This is a genomic window from Paraburkholderia nodosa DSM 21604 (assembly GCF_000519185.1).
Classification (GTDB): Bacteria; Pseudomonadota; Gammaproteobacteria; order Burkholderiales; family Burkholderiaceae; genus Paraburkholderia; species Paraburkholderia nodosa.
In genome coordinates this window covers 55,707-74,643 of record NZ_JAFA01000039.1, presented here as the reverse complement: position 1 = coordinate 74,643, position 18,937 = coordinate 55,707, and the positions used below count along the sequence as shown (strand labels likewise).

At 63.8% G+C, this 18,937-nt stretch carries 17 protein-coding genes; 12 read left to right on the top strand and 5 right to left on the bottom strand.

The annotated features are described in order from the left end of the window. A partial coding sequence (locus tag A3CW_RS0136170; protein WP_028207894.1) for a 4Fe-4S dicluster domain-containing protein occupies positions 1–423 on the top strand: 423 nt, incomplete at its 5' end. A gap of 90 nt (positions 424–513) precedes the next feature. On the opposite strand, the gene A3CW_RS0136165 is transcribed toward A3CW_RS0136170, so the two are convergent. Then, complete coding sequence (locus A3CW_RS0136165; protein ID WP_028207893.1) at positions 514–897, bottom strand: hypothetical protein; 384 nt, start codon at positions 895–897, stop codon at positions 514–516. A 265-nt stretch (positions 898–1,162) separates the two neighbouring features. On the opposite strand from A3CW_RS0136165, the gene A3CW_RS0136160 reads away from it, so the two are divergent. Beyond that, positions 1,163–1,387: a hypothetical protein gene (locus A3CW_RS0136160; RefSeq protein WP_028207892.1), complete on the top strand. Its 225-nt coding sequence runs from the start codon at positions 1,163–1,165 to the stop codon at positions 1,385–1,387. Between the two features lie 27 nt (positions 1,388–1,414). Here A3CW_RS0136160 and A3CW_RS0136155 read toward each other — a convergent pair whose 3' ends face one another. Next, positions 1,415–2,047 (bottom strand): class I SAM-dependent methyltransferase, encoded by a 633-nt coding sequence (locus tag A3CW_RS0136155; protein WP_028207891.1) that lies wholly within the window; start codon positions 2,045–2,047, stop codon positions 1,415–1,417. A gap of 410 nt (positions 2,048–2,457) precedes the next feature. Further along, the gene (locus A3CW_RS52725; RefSeq protein ID WP_154678139.1) at positions 2,458–2,754 is read right to left on the bottom strand and encodes a hypothetical protein; all 297 of its coding nucleotides are present in this window, start codon (positions 2,752–2,754) and stop codon (positions 2,458–2,460) included. Positions 2,755–3,160: 406 nt separating this feature from the next. Here A3CW_RS52725 and A3CW_RS0136145 point away from each other — a divergent pair, with 406 nt between their 5' ends. The 7 genes from A3CW_RS0136145 (at position 3,161) to A3CW_RS0136115 (ending at position 13,213) form a co-directional block, all read left to right on the top strand. Beyond that, positions 3,161–4,075 carry a class I SAM-dependent methyltransferase gene (locus A3CW_RS0136145; protein ID WP_161782970.1) on the top strand — a complete coding sequence of 305 codons (915 nt, stop codon included), beginning with the start codon at positions 3,161–3,163 and terminating at the stop codon, positions 4,073–4,075. Positions 4,076–4,228: 153 nt separating this feature from the next. Next, a complete protein-coding gene (locus A3CW_RS48725; protein ID WP_245623838.1) occupies positions 4,229–5,701 on the top strand; it encodes a TolC family protein in 1,473 nt (490 codons plus the stop codon). Positions 5,702–5,706: 5 nt separating this feature from the next. Continuing rightward, on the top strand, positions 5,707–6,846 hold the full coding sequence (locus A3CW_RS48720; protein WP_081771972.1) for an efflux RND transporter periplasmic adaptor subunit: 1,140 nt from the start codon (positions 5,707–5,709) through the stop codon (positions 6,844–6,846). Beyond that, positions 6,843–9,896 carry an efflux RND transporter permease subunit gene (locus A3CW_RS0136130; protein ID WP_028207889.1) on the top strand — a complete coding sequence of 1,018 codons (3,054 nt, stop codon included), beginning with the start codon at positions 6,843–6,845 and terminating at the stop codon, positions 9,894–9,896. Before A3CW_RS48720 ends, A3CW_RS0136130 begins: the two co-directional genes overlap by 4 nt. 306 nt (positions 9,897–10,202) lie before the next feature. Next, positions 10,203–10,745 (top strand): hypothetical protein, encoded by a 543-nt coding sequence (locus A3CW_RS0136125; protein WP_028207888.1) that lies wholly within the window; start codon positions 10,203–10,205, stop codon positions 10,743–10,745. An 87-nt stretch (positions 10,746–10,832) separates the two neighbouring features. After that, a complete protein-coding gene (locus A3CW_RS0136120) occupies positions 10,833–11,924 on the top strand; it encodes a porin (protein WP_028207887.1) in 1,092 nt (363 codons plus the stop codon). 251 nt (positions 11,925–12,175) lie between these two features. After that, positions 12,176–13,213: a zinc-dependent alcohol dehydrogenase family protein gene (locus tag A3CW_RS0136115; protein ID WP_028207886.1), complete on the top strand. Its 1,038-nt coding sequence runs from the start codon at positions 12,176–12,178 to the stop codon at positions 13,211–13,213. Positions 13,214–13,371: 158 nt separating this feature from the next. On the opposite strand, the gene A3CW_RS48715 is transcribed toward A3CW_RS0136115, so the two are convergent. Then, positions 13,372–14,247 carry a DUF2092 domain-containing protein gene (locus A3CW_RS48715; RefSeq protein ID WP_051481942.1) on the bottom strand — a complete coding sequence of 292 codons (876 nt, stop codon included), beginning with the start codon at positions 14,245–14,247 and terminating at the stop codon, positions 13,372–13,374. 305 nt (positions 14,248–14,552) lie between these two features. On the opposite strand from A3CW_RS48715, the gene A3CW_RS0136105 reads away from it, so the two are divergent. Genes A3CW_RS0136105 through A3CW_RS0136095 form a run of 3 tightly spaced genes read left to right on the top strand, consistent with a single transcriptional unit; the run spans position 14,553 to position 18,043 of the window. Then, entirely contained in the window at positions 14,553–15,977 is a 1,425-nt protein-coding gene (locus tag A3CW_RS0136105) for an MFS transporter (RefSeq protein ID WP_028207885.1), read from the top strand. A gap of 24 nt (positions 15,978–16,001) precedes the next feature. Beyond that, positions 16,002–17,198 (top strand): CaiB/BaiF CoA transferase family protein, encoded by a 1,197-nt coding sequence (locus tag A3CW_RS0136100; RefSeq protein ID WP_028207884.1) that lies wholly within the window; start codon positions 16,002–16,004, stop codon positions 17,196–17,198. Between the two features lie 2 nt (positions 17,199–17,200). Next, positions 17,201–18,043 (top strand): citryl-CoA lyase, encoded by an 843-nt coding sequence (locus A3CW_RS0136095; RefSeq protein ID WP_035514957.1) that lies wholly within the window; start codon positions 17,201–17,203, stop codon positions 18,041–18,043. A gap of 74 nt (positions 18,044–18,117) precedes the next feature. Here A3CW_RS0136095 and A3CW_RS48710 read toward each other — a convergent pair whose 3' ends face one another. After that, on the bottom strand, positions 18,118–18,888 hold the full coding sequence (locus tag A3CW_RS48710) for an IclR family transcriptional regulator (protein WP_035514955.1): 771 nt from the start codon (positions 18,886–18,888) through the stop codon (positions 18,118–18,120). Between the last annotated feature and the right edge of the window lie 49 nt (positions 18,889–18,937).

The following is an 18,937-nucleotide window of genomic DNA, read 5'->3' as shown; positions in this document are numbered from 1 at the left end:
CTGCTGGGCGGCAACGTGCCGTGGACGCTGCATCACCAGCATCGCGACCACGAGATGCTCAAGCCCGCTTCGCAGTGCAAGCCGATCGAGTATCCGAAGCCGGATGGCAAGCTCACATTCGACCGGCTTTCTTCGGTGTTCATCTCGAACACGAACCACGAAGAGAATCAGCCAGCGCACCTCACGCTCAAGGACATGACGGTGCCGGTCGGCATCAACCTCACGACTTACGCAGGCCCCGAGGCGCGTTTCTGTCCCGCAGGCGTGTATGAGTTCGTGAAGGACGAGCAGGACGCCCATCGTCTGCAGATCAACGCGCAGAACTGCGTGCACTGCAAGACCTGCGATATCAAGGACCCGACGCAGAACATCGTATGGGTCACGCCCGAAGGTGGCGGCGGCCCGAACTATCCGAACATGTAAGCACCGACGGGAGATTTTCCGGGTTTTCCGGTGCGTGCCGTCGATACGGCTTGTGGCAGGCGAGGCGTAGTGCGCCTTCCCTGCCATTTTCTACGTCCGCGAATACCAGTACATGCCATCGTCGCGCAACTCGCGTTTCACTTCGCCGCGATACAGCAGGTAGTTCAGGCACGCCAGGCTCTCGCCGGTTGCGAGGCTCACCTGCCCGAGATCGTCTTCGCCGATACGCCGCGCGAACAGCGCACCGAACACATCCACGGCGCGGCGCGGTTCGGCGAGCGTGGCGCGCAGGCGCGCGAGGCTCTTGTCCTGCCCCTGGCGCAAACGCTCGATGCGCGCGTGCAGCCAGTAAAAGCAGTCGTTATGCGAGGGGAGCACGAGCACGTCGTCGGGCACTTCGCGTTGCAGCTTGTCAAACGAGGCGCACCACTGGGCCATCGGGTCCGCGTCGGGCTCGATCGGATAGATCGACACGTTCGAGGATATGCGTGGCAACCTCCTTTTGAAGGGGCAGAGCGCGTGACACTGCGGCACAGCGCTGCGCTGCTGCACGCTTGTTTACTTTTGTTTCCGCTTGTTGCTTCTCGTTGCGGCCTGTTTCGCTTTGTTGCCGGATGACGACGCCCGATGGCGTAGCATCGCCACTCAACGTCGATATTTATTGCGCCGCAACAAAATGATGCCTACACTGATCAATGTCTGCCGGCTACCTCGACGCTTTCGCAAAGGAGGGCGTGACATGACGACTCGATCAAACACATTGCATGCATCTCTGAAGCTGCACGTCTTCGAACAGGAAGGAGGGTGGCATTGGGGCATCACCATCCCTCGCAGCGCGGGTAGCGGCTTCAAGCTCATCGCATACAGCGAAACGACCTTCAACGGCGAGAGCGAAGCGCTGCGCGATGGCAGCCGCGCGCTCGAAAGTTTTCCGGAAGACGCGGCACTCGCGTTCGCACCCTGAAACGGCGCGCATCAACAACAAGCACGTTCACGAAGTCTCTTTACGGCACATGCAGTAGATGAACTTCTGCGTGGCGCCCCCCGGCGTGTGATGTTCCTCGCGTTCCTGTTTGAGCAGCGTGAAGGGCGCGCCAAATTCGGCGTGCAACGCATCGGCGCTATAGCGCATGACGGGCAACCCGCTGCAATGGTCGGGGCCGTCCTCGGCAAAGGTCGCCACGATCACGATGCCGCCCGGTTTCACGGCGCGCAGCACGGCGTTCACGTAGGCTTCGCGGTCTTCGTGGCTCGTCAGGAAATGAAACACGGCGCGGTCGTGCCAAACGTCGTAAGCCCGCACGGGCAGTTCGATTTGCGTGATGTCGCCCACGATCCACGAAACGCGGCTTGCGCGTTCGCCCACTCGCGTTTCCAGGCGCATGCGGGCGGCGGCGAGCGCGGCGTCGGAAAGGTCCAGCACCGTGACGTTGCGATAGTCATCCGCCACGAGGTCGTCGACGAGCGTCGAGGCCCCGCCGCCCACGTCGATGATGGCCGCGTCCTTCGACAAGCCCGCGTGACGAATGAGCGCCACCGACTGGAGCGCATGCTCCTGAAACCAGCTTACGTGGGTCGGCGTCTTTGTCGTATAGACGCGATTCCAGTGATCCCTCGACTGCATAAAACCTCCTGCCTCGTTACTCGTAAAGCTCGATGTCCGAAAGCGTCTACGCGCTTGTTTCCTTGAGCAGCGCGAGGACGCTCTCACATATTGTCACTGAAAATAGGTCTGCACGGCGTTCAGGACCCAGCGTGCGAGTCGCGCGGTGCATGTGAGGGGACCCCAGCTGACGTGATGGCTGCCTGCGGCGCGTTTTTGGAGTGGAGAGTTTTGTGCTCAGATCGTGCCATTGTGATAAGAAAAGTTATCTTATCGGCGTGGTTTTTTCAGACGCACTTGGAGCGCGTCGGGCGGTCGTGCCGAAAAGCGGGTGGCTTGCACGTCGCGGTTTTCGCGCGACTTGCAAGCGGATCCAGAGGGTAGGGCGTGCGAAACCGGCGCCGGACCACACTTATCGCACGCCTTGCGCCTTACCCCAGCTTATTGGCCTGCTCCTTCGAAAGCAGGCGTTGAGCCTGTCGATCTCCGCGGTTGGCTTCCTGCGCGGTCTGCACCGATGTTTCGGTGGCTTCGGCCAATGCAGCGCGTGCGGCATTGCTGATTGTGACGGCATACGAAGCCGACGACGTCGAAGCGTGTGTCGTCGTGCTGGACTGAGCCTGCGTCTTGCTCGCCGGTTGCGTAGCGGCAGTCGCCTGCTGGTTCTGCGCGCCGGTATTCGCTGCGGTTGCAGCGACGGGTTGGCTAGAAACTGCCTGGATTGTCATCAGAAGGTCTCCAATAAAGAGAGAAAAAACCGAGAACTGCGCCCGGTTTATCGGAGCACCTTCCAAATACTTAAGAAGTATTTATTTTCTGAAAATGAATCAACTTAAGGCTCGCATAAGCTGCGGTTCGATTTGCGCCAGTGCCGCTCATAATGGCCCGGCGATGTGTTTTAAAAGCTGATCAGGTCCGAGTTTTCTGACGCCCCGTGCCATGGCGCGTCTGCCCATTGCAATTGCTGAGTGTGCGTTCTGGAATGAAAGCCGCTTTTATTCAGGCTAAAAGGCGTACCTTTGGCATCGCAAAAATAGGGTTCCACGTCGGGAATAGGGTTTAGATAAGGAGTTCATCAGAATTCAAAGCTACCATCGTGCAAGTCTTTCAAGTTTCCCCTGGAAATCCATTTTGTTGCCACTCACGAACGACGTAACTCAGGACAACTGGTCCACATGGATCCTCCGGCAGCGTCATGGCGACGATCGCGCCCATGAGCACAATGTCCGTGCCGAGATCACAAAATACGCAGACCGTGTGCTGGATTACGTCCGCCTTCGCCCTGGCATGACGTTGGCCGACATCGGCACGGGCGATGGTCTGGTCGGGTTTCGTGCGATTGAACGGGCCGGCGCCTCGATCCGGGTGCTCATGACCGATATTTCGGCTCCGTTGCTACGGCACACGGAAGAGAGCGCCCGAAGCCTGGGTGTGCGCGGGCAGTGCGCATTCATACACGGCTGCGCCGAGAATCTGGAAGGCATCGCCAACGAAGCGGTCGATGCCGCCACGATGCGCGCGGTTCTGGCGTATGTGGAAGACAAGCCTGCCGCAATGCGAGAGGTCTTCCGCATCCTCAAACCGGGTGGCCGTTTCGCCATCGCCGAGCCGATTTTGCGCGACGAAGCGCTTGAGGTTTGCATGCTCAAGCAACTGGTCGATTCCCGTGCGTTCAACACGGAAGATCCCTTCTTTCCCTTGCTGCACCGATGCCGGGCGGCGCAGTTCCCCGACACGGAGGAGAAGGCGCGCTCGCTCCCCATCACGAATTATGGTGAGCGCGACCTCGTGCGCTTCGCGATCGACGCGGGCTTCACTGACATTCATCTGGTATTGCACATCGAAGTGCGAACAGAAGACAGCCTGCCTTGGGAAACGTTTCTTCGTACCTCGCCACACCCGTTGGCGCCGAGCCTGGAAGAGGTTTTCGAAAAAGAATTTACCCGCGATGAGCGCGCGTATCTGGAAGTCAGGATGCGGGCGATTTTCGAAAGCGGAGCGCAACTCGGCGCTGAGCGCATCGCCTATCTGACGGCGAAGCGGCCGTAGCGATTGGACACGGACGCCTGCTTAAGGATTGCATAAGCGTTAACCCTGCAGAATGTGCCGCATGCCTGCCGCAACGCCACCAACGTGTGGCGTTTGCGTTCAGGTCCATGCTCGCGCATTCATGCTGCGCGGGATTGGCTCGAGGAGTCCATATTGTCCAGCCCGCAGTCTCGCGCGATGTATCCGCGCGTCTTTCACTTCAACATCCCGCATCGCGCGCGTGCCACGCTCGTCGCCGTTGTATCGGGCACCGCACTGCTTGCCGGTTGCGCAAGCTACAAGGCGCAGCCATTGGCTACGGGTCCTTCGTTGACAACGCCGGATGCGCTCGCGCGGGTGCAGATCGATCCCGCGAAAATGCCGTTGCCCGAGCTTGCAGCGCATCGCTTCGATCCATCGAACGGCTTCGATATCGAGGACGTCGCGATGCTGGCCGTCGTCAACAATCCCGACCTGAAACTTGCCCGCGGCGATCTCGGCATTGCGCAAGCGCAGGCGTTTTCGGCGGGACTCCTGCCGGATCCCCAAGTAAGCATCTCCAGCGACTATCCCGGCGCTGTTGGGTTGTCGCGCGCGTTCAGCTACGGCCTGAGCATGGACGTGATGGCGATTGTCACGCGTGGCGCGAACACGAAGTCCGCCAACGCCACGGTTCGCAAGACCGACCTCGGCCTGCTCTGGCAGGAGTGGCAGGTTGTTGCGCAAGCGAAGCAGCTGTATGTGAGAGCGCGCTTTCAGGATGAGGTGTTGCCGCTGCTCGAGCAGCAGACGGCGCTCGCCCGCATGCGTTATGAGCGCACCGCACACGCGGCAAGCGAGCACAACGTCACGGCGGACAGCGTCACCGCGTCGCTCACCGCATACGAAGACGCCCGCAAGCAATACACCGACATGCAGCATGCGCGCGAGCAGACGCACCATGACCTCAATGCTTTGCTCGGCCTCGCGCCCGACACGACGCTCGCACTGACAGGCGACACGGCAGTCACGCCGCTGCCCGATGTCACGCTCGACGCCGCCGTTGCGAAGCTGGCGCAGCGCCGTCCCGATCTGATCGCGCTGCAGGCAGGCTACGAGGCGCAGGAGCAGAAGTACCGCGCCGCGATCCTCAACCAGTTCCCCAGTCTTTCGGTGGGCTTTACGCGCCAGCGCGACACTTCGGAAATCTACACGAGCGGTTTCGCGATCAACCTCACGCTGCCGGTCTTCAACCGCAATCGCGGCAATATCGCCATCGAGCAGGCCACGCGACAGCGTCTCGCTGACGAATACCAGACACGCCTGAACGCGGCTTACGCCGATATCGCCCACCTGCGTGCCGACAGCGCGATCGCCGCGCATCAACTCGATCAGGATGACGCTGCGCTGCCAGGGCTCGAGCGTGCCGCCGCGCAGGCGCACGACGCCTACGCGGCGCGCAACATCGTGCTCGGCCAGTACGTCGACGCGCAAAGCGCAGCGCTCGCGCGCCACATCGATGCCGCCACCGCGCGCGAAGCGCTAGCGGAGCAGCGCATTGGCCTCCAGGCGCTGCTCGGCAGCGCGATTCCCGATCCTGATCAGACTCCGCCCGCGCGAGGCGCCACTGCTGAAAGCGCGCCCTCCAATACCATCGTTGCACGTTGATCTCCATGACTGAGCACCGCTTTCTTTCCGGCACGCGCACGCGTGTCACCGTCTACGCACTCGGCGCGGCGGCCACACTCGTCGCTGGTGCAACGCTTTTCGCACCGCATGCAGCGCGCGCCGATGACGCCGGCTCCTCGGGCAGCACGCCTGCGCCATCCGCCGCCGTGCACGTCGTGCACGTGGTGCGCCAGCCGGTCGCCCAAACCGTCGTCGCGTATGGCGCGGTCGCGTCTGCGGCTTCGAACGCAACGACCATCAGCCTGCCGTATCTCGCACGCGTCATGCGCGTGCTCGTCCAGCCCGGCCAGACCGTCGCGCAGGGCGCCGCGCTCTTCGTTGTGCAAGCCGATCCGAACGCCGTGATCGCCTATACGCAGGCACAAAGCGCAGCGACGCTCGCACGCGGCGAACTCGCGCGCACCGGCTCGCTCTTTCACGACGGTCTCGCCACGCAATCGCAGCTCGCCGCGGCGCAAAAAGCGCTTGACGACGCACAGCAGGCGCTCGCTGCGCAACAAGCGACGGGTATTGCACCGGGTTCGAAAACGATCACGGCACCGGTGGCCGGCGTCATCGCGCAGCTTGCCGCGGTACCGGGCGACCGGATCCAGGCGGGCACGGCGCTCGCCCAACTCGTGGCATCCAACGGTGCAGCGGGCAATGCCGCGAACATTTCGCTGGGCGTCGAGCCCGCCGATGCGCTCGCGCTGCGCGCCGGAGATCGTGTCGTGCTGCGCCCGCTGTCCGCTTCGCTCGGGTCGCAGCGTGCGCAGGGGCGCATCGTGCTCGTCGGCGCAGCCATCGACGCGCAGAGCCAGCTCGTGAACGTGAGTGCGAGCGTGCCGCTCGCGGGGGCCGCCTTCCTGCCAGGAACGCGCGTGCGGGCCGACATCGACACGCAGACCGGCACGTGGTGGAACGTGCCGCGCGCCTCGGTACTCCAGGACGCGAAGGGCAGCTATGTGTTTCAAATCGCGCCGAACAACAAGGCGCACCGCGTCGACGTGAAGGTGAAAGTCGAGCATGGCGATACGTACGGCGTGGATGGCGCGCTCGACGCCTCGCTGCCGCTCGTCGTCGTCGGCAACTACGAACTCGAAGACGGCATGGCCGTGCGCGTGGCGCAAGGCGGCGCGCGATGACGTTTAGCCAGTGGATGCAGCGCCATCGACGTTCGCTGCTGTTCGTGATCGCGCTTGCTGCGCTTGCCGGTGCGCTCACCGCGTTGCGTCTGCCGATCTCGCTCTTTCCGAACGTTTCCTTTCCGCGCGCCGTGATTTCGCTCGACGCGGGCGACCGTCCGGCCGAACAGATGGCGACGCTCGTCACCATGCCGGTGGAAGAAGCGTTGCGGCGGGTGCCGAACGTGCGCGACGTGGAATCCCGCACGAGCCGGGGCGCGGCGGAAATCTCCCTGAATTTCGACTGGGGCACGGACATGGCGCAAGCCACGTTGCAGGCGCAGTCGGCCATCGCCGAGATCCTCGCGACGCTGCCGCCCGGCACCACCATGCAGGTGCGCCGGATGGACCCCACGGTGTTTCCGGTACTCGCGTACAGCCTGACGTCGTCGCGCCTGTCGCTCTCGCAGCTCTACGACCTCGCCCAGTTCCAGTTGCGTCCGCTGCTTTCCTCCGTTGCGGGCGTGGCGCGCGTGGACGTGACGGGTGGGGCGCGCAACGAGCTCGAAGTCGCCGTCGATCCCGCGCGCCTCGCGACGTACAAGCTTTCGGTCGCCGATGTCTCGCGCGCGATCGGCGCGGGCAACGTGCTGATGGCCACCGGGCGCATCGAGGACCACGACAAGCTCTATCTCGTCGTGGCGAATTCGGCTTTCAGCGGGCTCGATACGCTGAAAAACGTGGTCGTCTCTTCCGCGGGCGCGACGCAGATCCGCCTGCGCGATGTGGCCACCGTTGCCCAGGGGACCGTGCCGCAATGGATCCGCGTGACCGCCGACGGTCAGGACGCGGTGCTGATCAACGTCTACCAGCAGCCCGGCGCGAACAGTGTGGCGATGGCGCAGGCGATACGCGCACGCCTGAAGGACTTTGGCCCGCAGATGCCGCACGGCGTGACGCTCTCGAACTGGTATGACCAGAGCGAGCTCGTGATCGCCTCGGCCACCAGCGTGCGCGATGCCATCATGATCGGCGTGGTGCTCGCAGCGCTCACGCTTTTCGTATTTCTGCGCAACACGAAGATCACGCTCATCGCGGTGGCGCTCGTGCCCATCGTGATGGCCGCGACCATTCTGCTGCTCGACGTGTTCGGCATGGGCTTCAACATCATGACGCTCGGCGGGATGGCGGCGGCGGTGGGCCTCGTGATCGACGATGCCATCGTGATGATCGAGCACATCGCGCGGCGTATGCGCGAAGCCGGCGCGCATGCGTTTCATGGCCGCGTGATGAGCGCGGCGCTCGAATTCACGCGGCCGCTCGCCGGCTCTTCCGCGGCAACGCTCATCATCTTCGTGCCGCTGGCGTTTCTCTCGGGCGTAACGGGCGCGTTCTTCAAGGCGCTTTCCGTGACGATGGCGAGCGCACTCTTTATATCGTTCCTCGTCACGTGGCTCGCGATCCCGATTCTCTGCGACCGCTGGCTCACGGCGAAAGATGCCGAGGAGCATCGCGAAACGCGCTTCGCCGCATGGCTCAACCGCACCTATGCGCGGCTCGTCTCGCGCGTGAGCGCGCGGCCCGTGTGGGTACTCGCGCTCGTCGTTCCGCTTGCGCTGCTTTCGGCGCTCGCGTTCACGCGGGTCGGAAGCGGCTTCATGCCGTCGATGGACGAGGGCGGTTTCGTGCTCGACTATCACACGCAGCCGGGCACGTCGATCACGGAAACCGATCGTCTGATGCAACAAATCGAAGCGATCATTCGCGCGAACCCGAATGTGGCGACGTATTCACGCCGCACCGGCGCTGGACTTGGCGGTGACCTGAACGAGCCGAACAAAGGGGACTTCTTTGTGCGCCTGAAGTCGGGTAACCGCGAACCGATCGACACGGTGATGGAGGAAATCCGTTCGCAGATCGAAACGAAAGTGCCTGGTGTGAGCGTCGAGCTTGCGCAGTTGATGGAGGATCTGATCGGCGACCTCACGGCGGTTCCACAGCCTGTGCAGATCAAGATCTACTCGGACGACCCGCATGTGCTCGAGACAACCGCCCAACGTGTGGCCGCACGCATCGGCAAGATCAGCGGCATCGTCGATGTGAACGACGGCATCAATCCTGCCGGCGACGCCATCGATCTGCGCATACGCCCCGACGCCGCGGCTGCCGAGGGCATGGACCCGCAGGCAATCGCGCAACAGGTCTCGGACCTGCTGGACGGCAACGTGGCCACGCAGTTCCAGAACGGCCCGAAGACGGTCGGCGTGCGCGTGCGTGCGCAAGGCGCGCTGCAAATGACGGACACCGAACTCGCGCGCCTGCCGTTGCGCGCACCGGATGGGCACGTGTTCGCGCTTTCACGCGTTGCCGACCCGGTGCACGTGAGCGGGCAACCCGAGATCAGTCGCGACAACCTCAAGCGCATGGTGGCGGTGACGGCGCGCATCGATGGGCGCGACCTCGGCTCGACGATCGCCGACGTGCAGCGCGCGCTTGCCGATCCCGCGCTCCTGCCGACGGGCGTCTACTACGAACTTGGCGGCTTGTACCAGCAACAGCAGATCGCCTTCAAGGGGCTGCTCGCGGTGTTCGGCGCGGCCGTGGCGCTGGTGTTCGGCCTGCTGCTATTCCTCTACGAGCGCTTTCGCGTGGCGCTCGCGGTGATGGCGATGCCGCTGCTCGCCACCGGCGCCGTTTTCATCGGACTGTGGGTGACGGGGATCGAGCTCAACATCTCCGCGATGATGGGCATGACGATGATCGTCGGCATTGTGACGGAGGTCGCGATCTTCTACGTTTCCGAGTTCCAGGGGCTCGTACGCGACGAGGGCGTGCCGCTCGAGGAGGCGTTGCAGGCCGCGGGCCGCAATCGCCTGCGGCCCATCGCGATGACGACCATCGCAGCCATTCTCGCGCTGCTGCCGCTTGCCTTCGCGCTCGGCCAGGGTTCCGCAATGCAGCAACCGCTCGCCGTCGCAATCATCTCGGGCTTGATCGTGCAGATGCCGCTCGTGCTGCTGGTGCTGCCTGTGCTGCTGCGCCTCCTGCTGCGGATAAAAGAGGGTAGGTGAGTGGCGGCAGATGGAGCGCGTTTGCAGACCTGGCGTTGCGAAGTCGTTTCCGCCGTATCGATTTCTCTTATCGGCGACCGGGTCTGCAAGCCGGTCTGCCAGCCCCCCACCGTGCACCGATGAATCGCGCCAAGCCTTGTCCAGCTTGGCGCCGCGCGGCTCATCGCGAGCCACGGACGTGCCTTGCGCGCGCTTTCTTGCCCACGGAACGCCTCTTGCCTGCCGTTAACCCGATGTAGTTTTCCGTTAGCCCCGTTTCTATCTTGGCGAAAAACATTTCGTGCAGTACGACAGGAGGAGACGGCGATGAGCGGCAATGCAAGCGTAGGTGAGGGCGGGTATCAAGGGACGAAAACGGCAATCGACGGCAAGCCGACGCTCGGCGCTATCTTGCGCGCCGGCATAGCCGGCGGCTTGACGGGCGCGGTGATCATCTGGATTTACGAGGCGCTCATCTGGGTCGGCGCCCAGCATCTCATGCCGCTTGCGGGCATTCCCCGCAACGCGACCGGCCTCGTGTTCGGCAAAGGCGTACAGGACTCGCTCGGCATCTGGGCGTATTTCCTCGGGACTGCCATTCATTTCTTCTTCGCCATTGCGTGGGGCGTGCTGTTCGCCGCGGTCTGGCCGTATTTCCGCCGCCGTGGTTACGAGGCCACGTTCGTCGCGCTCTTTTACGCGATCCTGGCCTGGATCGTCATGCATGTGGCGATCAGCATCGCATCCGACAACCATCCGAATTACTACGACCCAGTCGTCATCATCGGCGGTTTCATGTCGCACTTTTGCTTCACCGTGCCGCTTGCACTCGTGGTCAAGCGCATGCTTGCGACCGACCGCGCGCGCTGAAACCTTCACCTCAGCGCCGAACTATCAAGAAGTCAACAACAGGGGAAAGTGACGATGCCGTTAAATAGAGGATTCCTTAGCTTGTCGGTGGCCACTGCGGCTGTCATCGCCAGTACGCCGGCAATGGCGCAATCGTCGGTGACGCTCTATGGCGTGCTGGACGTGTTCGCCGGCTACCAGAACACGAAAGTCGACGGCAAGACCACGTCGCTCGCCGTGCTCGGCAATAACGGCTTGATGACGAGCCGTTGGGGCTTGCGCGGCACGGAGGACATAGGCGGCGGATACCGCGTGAACTTCGCGCTGGAGAGCGGCTTCGATCCGGGTACGGGCAAGCTGCAGAACAGCTATCGGTTCTTCGATCGCCAGGCGTGGGTCGGTGTGGGCGGTGGCTTCGGCGAGGTGCGCTTCGGCCGGCAGAACACGCCGATGTTCGCCTGGAGCGGCAATATGGACGCCTTCAGCGCGGCGACCTACGCCTCGGGCTACAACAATTTCGCGAACTGGCTGGCGCGCGTCGACAACGACATTGCGTGGATCTCGCCCAAGTTCGTGGGGACCCAGGTCGAGCTGCATTATTCGGTGGGCGGCCAGCCGGGCACGCTCGCGGGCAACGCCGTGTATCAGGCCGGGGTGCAGACCACCCAGGGCCCGGTTTATCTCGCGCTTGCCTATTTGAATGCGGCGAATGCGATAGCGTCCAACCGTGTGCAGGAATTCATGGCGGGCGGCAATCTGGACTACGGGTGGGGGCGCATCTACGTCGGCTATTTCCGCGCCAACGACGTCATTTCCGCGACCACGGGCAATGCGCTCAGCAACCCGGCGGGCAAATACGATCCGACGGTCGGGCCGGTCGGCAATACGGCGGGCGACTGGCACAGCACGTATTCGCTTTCGGCCGACTACCGCTTCACGCCGTTCTTCAGCGTGGGCGCCGGCGCTGCCTACACCAAGGACAGCACGCATCTCGGCAACGACGCCCTGCAGTATGGGGCGATCGTCAACTACGATCTCTCGAAGGGCACGCGGCTTTACGGCACGGTTTCCGAATTGAAGAACTACGGCACCGCCCAGTTCAAGATGGCGGGCGCCAGCATTACGACGGGTTCGTTCCTGACGCCGGGACCGGGTCAGAGCGAATTCGGTGTTCAGGTCGGCATCCGGCATCTGTTCTAGCGGTTGAGCGAGCACAAGAAAGTCATGCTTAACGCATGAACCTCCACGCCATCACTTCGTAGCCATCGGACATTGGACTACGATCATGAATGCAAGGGCGACGTCGTCGCTATTTCGAATCCGTTCACGGCGGCTCACCGTGTATCGAAATATGCAAACCTTGCAGAGGGAGACGGACTCGCCGCGCGCGCGCTGACTGAAAGGAGGGCGCCCGGCGAGCCGGCCCATTTCCGGTTGTCGATGGAGGAACCATGAAAGCACTGGTCTACAACGGTCCGGGCAAGTTCGCACTCGAAACGCGGCCAATGCCCGCCTTGCAAGGACCCGGCGACGCCGTCGTCAAGATCTCGAAGACGACGATCTGCGGCACCGATCTCCACATTCTCAAGGGCGACGTGCCGAGTTGCGAGCCGGGCCGCATTCTCGGCCACGAAGGCGTGGGCGTCGTTCACGAAATCGGCAGTGGCGTCTCGACGCTGAAAGTCGGTGATCACGTGCTCGTCTCGTGCATCTCGAGTTGCGGACAATGCGAGTACTGCCGGCGCGGCATGTATTCGCACTGCAAGACGGGCGGCTGGATTCTCGGTAATCGCATCGACGGCACGCAGGCCGAATACGTGCGTACCCCGCACGCGCAAACGAGCCTGTACCGGATTCCCGACGGCCTCGACGAGGCCGCGCTCGTGATGCTCTCGGATATCTTGCCGACGGGCTTCGAATGCGGCGTGCTCAACGGCAAGGTCGAACCCGGCAGCACGGTGGCCATTGTCGGCTCCGGGCCGATCGGGCTGGCCGCGCTCCTGACCGCGCAGTTTTATTCACCCGCGCAGATCATCATGATCGATATGGACCCCAATCGTCTGGAATGCGCGAAGAAATTCGGCGCGACGGCGTGCATCGATCCGCGCGGGGGCGATGCCGTGGATGCGGTGATGAAGCTCACGGATGGCGTAGGTGTGGATTGCGCGATGGAGGCCGTTGGCGTGCCTGCGACGTTCGAACTGTGCCAGCAGATCGTGGCGCCGGGCGGCGTGATTGCGAACATCGGCGTGCACGGCGTGCCGGCGTCGCTTTTCCTCGACAAGCTCTGGGACCGCAACGTCGCGATCACGACGCGTCTCGTCGACACGGTGAGCACGCCCATGTTGCTCAAGACCGTGCGCGCCGGACGGATCGATCCGAACCGGCTGATCACGCATCGGTTTGCGTTCGACGACATGCCCAAGGCGTATGAGACGTTTTCGCAGGCGGCCAGCACGCAGGCGTTGAAGGTGATTGTCGAGATGTGATGTTTATCGATGTTTGCGAACATCGATAAACTGCGATAATTTATCTTATGTTAAATAAAATAAATCCACGGGCGGCACCACCTGGCAAGTCTTCCCGCCCGTTGGCACCCCGGTCCCGATAGCCCGCATCCTCGGGACCGATTGCTTGCGCCGCTCGTTCACTGAGCCTCCTCGAACGAAGGCCGCGCGGCAGCCGGCTCCAGTTCGATTCGCTTCGCACCGGGTTTCGGATGCAACGCGAATGTCGAAGCGACGAACGACGGCGCCCGATTCCAGTGGTACGTCACTTCATGGCGCGGCCTCGAGGCCTGGGTCGTGTCGGTAACGACCAAATGGCACGGCAGCGGCCGCCGTCCCTGCTCGATCCACATTTCCCAGTCGGCGCCACGCTGCTGAAACGCGTAATGCGTGCACCAGCGCGTATCGACTTTCTCGACGCCGAGCACCTGCGCCGTCGTGATCGCCGCGTTGTCGTCCTTGTCGTTGCCCCAGTAGAAAAGCTCCGCGAGCGGCGCTTCGATACGCCAGCTATTCGCGAGTTCGCGCACAAAGCCATCGAGCGTCGGTGGCGCGTCATTGCGCGTGTAATAGCCTTTCTTTTCGTTGAAGGTCATCAACTCGCGGCCGTCATAGATCAGTCCGCGCACGTTGCCGTTACCCGTGATGTCGGCGCGCAGCCGGTCGGGCCGCTTGACCTTGAGCACCGTATGGCGCAGCAGAGCCGCGTTCTGGCCGTTGTCGAGCACGACGTCGGTCGACATGTCCGCGTTGACCTCGAACTTGCGCAACGTGCGCAGATAAGCGCCCATGGCATTGAGCGCGTCGAGCGCCTGCGGATCGACGGCTGGCTGCGGCGCGCTCGCGGCGGCGGTTCCCTCGCCGTTGTCGAGATCGGTGAGCGGCGATGGCACATTCGATTGCGCCTGTGTGTGCCCCCCGCTCTCCGGATGCGCACAGCCTGAGAGCGCGATAGCGGCGCAGAGCGACAAGGCGAGCGTGGCAGGAACGGCTCCGGAAAAGACTTTCTTCTTCAAGACGTCTCCTGACTGAGCATCCGTATAAAACGACGGGCTTGTAGCACACGGCATGCCCAACAGGCCGCTCACGAACGGCGAACGACGCGGCACAGCGACCGCATACCGCCGGTCGACCTGACTAGGATGAGGCCCTATGTAACGCGCACGCCACCCCCTCCGTGCGCGTCCCACTCAGTAAAACCCCTGGTCGGTTGGCTCAGCGCCTCGCAGTATCATCGAGCCATATTTTTAGAACGACGTTCTGGCAGATAGAACTAACACGCAAACGAAGCGTTCAGGAGAGTCCGATGTCCAGCTTGCCAATCGGAGCGACGCGTGCGTCGCTCCGGGACCACGCCGCCGCGCCCGCCAGTGCGGCAGAGATCAACGCGCGCATCGACCGCCTGCCGGCCACGCGAGCCATCTGGACGCTCGTGCTCCTGCTTTCGTTGGGCGGCTGGTTCGAGTTCTACGATCTGTTCTTCACGGCCTATGTCGGGCCGGGCCTCGTGAAAAGCGGCCTTTACTCGACCACCACGGCTTCGTTCTTCGGCTTCTCGGGTCTCGGCGCATTCGTGGCGGCATCGTTCGCTGGGCTCTTCATCGGCACGTTCTGCCTGACCGGCCTCGCCGACCGCTATGGGCGCCGCACCCTGTTCACCGCGTCACTGCTTTGGTATTCGGTGGCGACCTGCATCATGGCGCTTCAGACGAGCGCGCCCGGCATCAACCTGTGGCGCCTCATCGCGGGCATTGGCGTCGGGGTCGAACTCGTCACCATCGACACCTACGTGAGCGAACTCGTGCCCAAGCACATGCGCGGCCGCGCGTTCGCGTTCGTGCACCTGGTGCAGTACACGGCCGTGCCGGCTGTCGCGTTGCTCGCGTGGTGGTTCGTGCCGCGCGCGCCACTCGGCTTCGACGGCTGGCGCTGGGTCGTGATGTTCGGCGCGTTCGGCGCGCTCATTGCCTGGGCGATCCGCCGCCGCGTGCCCGAGAGCGCGCGCTGGCTTGCCCAGCGCGGCCGCACCGAGGAAGCCGCGCGCATTCTCGCGAAGCTCGAAGCGAAGATCGAGGCGCAGCACGGGCGTTTGCTGCCCGTGCCTGCCGAGGAATCGCCCAGCGCACAAACGCTTGCCAAGGCTCGCTTCGCCGAAATCTGGCAGCCGCCTTACCGCCGCCGCACGATCACGCTGCTCGTGTTCAATCTGTTTCAGGCCATTGGCTTCTATGGCTTCGCCTCGTGGGTGCCGACGCTGCTCGTTTCCAAGGGCGTCACAGTCACGCACAGCCTGCTCTACTCGTTCGTGATCGCTGCGTCGAATCCGTTCGGTCCGCTGCTCGGCATGGCGATTGCCGACCGCATCGAGCGCAAGACGCTCGTCGTGCTCTCCGCGCTCGCGATCGCTGTCTGCGGCACGCTGTTCGCCATGCAGACGTCGGCCGCGATGCTCATGTTCCTCGGTGTACTCATCACGCTTGGCGGCACGCTGCTCTCGGTCGGCTATCACGCGTACCAGGTCGAACTGTTCCCCACTCGCATGCGCGCCACGGCAGTGGGTTTCGTTTATTCGATGTCGCGCCTCTCCGCGATGTTCTCGGGCTTCATGATCGCGTTCGCGCTGCGCCACTTCGGTGTGCCAGGCGTTTTCGCACTCATCACTGGCGCGATGATCGTGGTGATGGCGGCCATCGGCATCTTTGGGCCGCGCACGAAGAATCGCGCGCTCGACGACATCTCCCACTAATTTTTTCAATACGAGGCGGTAACCATGCTCCCGTTAGCCGGCGTGCGCGTCCTGGATCTGTCGAATGTGCTCGCGGGTCCGTTCTGCGCCTATCAACTCGCGCTCTTCGGCGCCGAAGTCACCAAGGTCGAGCATCCTGAAGGCGGCGACCTTGCGCGGCGCCTCGGGGCCGACAAGGACGCCGCGGCGCGCAATATGGGCGCGTCGTTCGTGGCCGTGAATGCGGGCAAGCGCTCGATCACGCTGAACCTGAAAGACCCGCGCGGCAAAGCCATCTTGCTCGATCTGGTGCGCCACGCCGACGTGCTCGTCGAGAACTTCCGGCCCGGCGTGATGGACCGCCTCGAACTCGGCTACGATCAGTTATCCAAAGTGAATCCGGCGCTGGTCTACTGTGCCATCTCCGGTTTCGGCGACGAAGGCGAGTTGTCGCGCCGCCCTGCGTACGACCAGATCATTCAGGGCATGTCCGGCGTGATGAGCGTGACGGGGGACGCGCACAGCGCGCCGCTGCGCGTGGGCTATCCCGTCTCCGATACGGTGGGCGGCCTCACCGCTGCGTTCGGCATCTGCGCGGCGCTCGTCGACGCGCGCACGAGCGGCCGCGGGCGGCGCCTCGACGTTTCGATGCTCGAAGCCACGCTCGCGACCATGGGCTGGGTCGTGTCGAATTATCTGAACGCCGGGGTCGAGCCCGCACCGATGGGCAACGAGAATTTCACGGCCGCACCCTCGGGCACCTTCCGCACCGGCGCGGGCCTGCTCAATATCGCCGCAAACGAAACGCGCCAGTTCGAAAGCCTGTGCGAGGTGATCGGCCGCCCCGACCTGCCGCGCGACGAGCGCTTTTGCGCGCGCCATTCGCGCAAGCAGTATCGCGAAGCGCTCAAGGCCGAGATCGAAACCGCGCTCGCCGCAGACAGCGCGGCCAATTGGGAAACGCGCCTGCTCGAGCGCGGCGTGCCCGTGGGCCGCGTGCTCTCGGTGCCCGAAATCCTCGCGCATCCGCATCTCGCCGAACGGCGCTTCATCCGCGAGTTCGAACCGGCACAGGGCGAAGCCGCGCAACGCGTGACGCGCGCGGGCCTGCGGCTCGCCGATGCCGACGCCGCGCCCTCAACTCCTGCCCCGACGCTCGGCGCCCACACGCGCGAAACGCTCGCACAACTCGGCTACGAAGCCGCCCAAATCGACGCCCTCCACCATGACGGAGTGATCTGACCATGCCGACGACGAACACAACCACGCCCGATCTCGCCGCCCTTTGCGCCGACTACTGGAGCACCTCGATCATCGACATCCATCCAGGCTCCATCAAGGTGCGGGGCTATCCGATCCAGGAGCTGATCGGCAACGTGAGTTTCCCGCAGATGATCTGGCTGATGCTGCGCGGCGAGCTGCCCGGCGACGAAGAGGCCACGCTGCTCGAAGCGGCGCTCGTGGCCTCGGTCGATCACGGGCCACACGCGCCTTCGATCGCGATCTCGCGCATGGCCACGAGCTGCGGCTTGCCGATCAACGGCGCAATGGCCTCGGCGCTCAACGCACTCGACGACGTGCACGGCGGCGCCGGCCAGCAGGCGGTCGAACTCTATGCCGACATCGCCGCGCGCGTCGTGGCGGGCGCCTCATTCGAAGCCGCGGTCGAAGCCGGCGTGGACGAATTCATCGCCGTACACGGCAAGTATCTACCGGGCTTCGGCCATCGCTTTCATCCGGTCGATCCGCGCGCCGGACGGCTGCTCGCGCTCGTCGATGCACGTGTGGCGTCCGGCACGATCAAGGGCCGCTATGCCGCGATTGCGCGCGGCATCGAAGCCTTGCTGAAAAAGCGCAAGGATCGGCCCGTGCCGATGAACATCGACGGCGTAACAGCCGTTATCTACGCCGAACTGGGCTTTGCGCCCGAACTGGCGCGCGGCGTGTTCTGCCTCTCGCGCGCGGTGGGCATCCTCGCGCATGCGTGGGAGCAGCGCGGGCGCGGCGAGCGGAACAAGGGGCCCATGCCGCGCCAGATTCCGTATGCGTATACGGGCGCACCGGAGCGACATCTGGAGCAGTCCTGACCAACGCGACGTGAAAGCGAACGCGTACAAACGGCGCCTTGCGCCTGCAGGGTTCTCGCTAGCCGCACGTGGCTTCAGGCGTCCTGGCGTGCGCGCTCAGCGTGCGCACGTTGGGCGGCGCGCAGCGCGCGCGAGTCGCCGCCGAGCGCGTCGGTAGCACGTATCGCGCAATCGAACAGCGCGTCGAGATGGCGCTCGACGAACGCCCCGTCGATGCGCGAACTCGGCCCCGCGAGCGTGAGCACGCCGCGCAAGGTATCGTGAACGCCGAACACGGGCATGGAAACGCCCGCGGTCTCGCGGTCTCGCTCACCGATCGAGATGCAATAGAAGTCGCGGCGAATGTTCTCGAACAGCTTGCCCGGCTCGCCGCCGAATGCCAGCAGCGCGCGCCCGCCTGATCCGCTTTCGAGCGGCAGCACGTCGCCCTCGCGCACATGGTGGCGCACCACGTGATGGGAATCGACGCGATGCAGGCACACGCGCACCGCGTTGTCCCGCACGTAGAACGAAACGCTCTCCCCGCTCGCGGCGGCCAGATCACGCATCAGCGGCAGCAGAATGTCGCCTATGTTGAGGCTGCGCTGATAGAGCGCGCCCAGCGCGAACGTGGCGGGGCCGAGCTGGTAGCGGCCGTCGTCGAGGCGCAGCAGCAGGCGATGCTGAATCAGCGCGCCGGCCAGCCGCAGCAACGTGCTTTTATAGAGGCCAGTGCGCGCCGCGAGTTCGGCGAGCGTGAGCGCGCTGTCTCCGGGTCGAAACGCGAACAGGATGGCACACGCGCGGTCGATGACAGCGACGCCTTCTTCTTTCTTGACCGTACCAGCCGGGTCTTGCGCGGGCATGAATGGAAAACGTGGGCATTGGGATGCGTTCGATTTTACGCGACTTGCC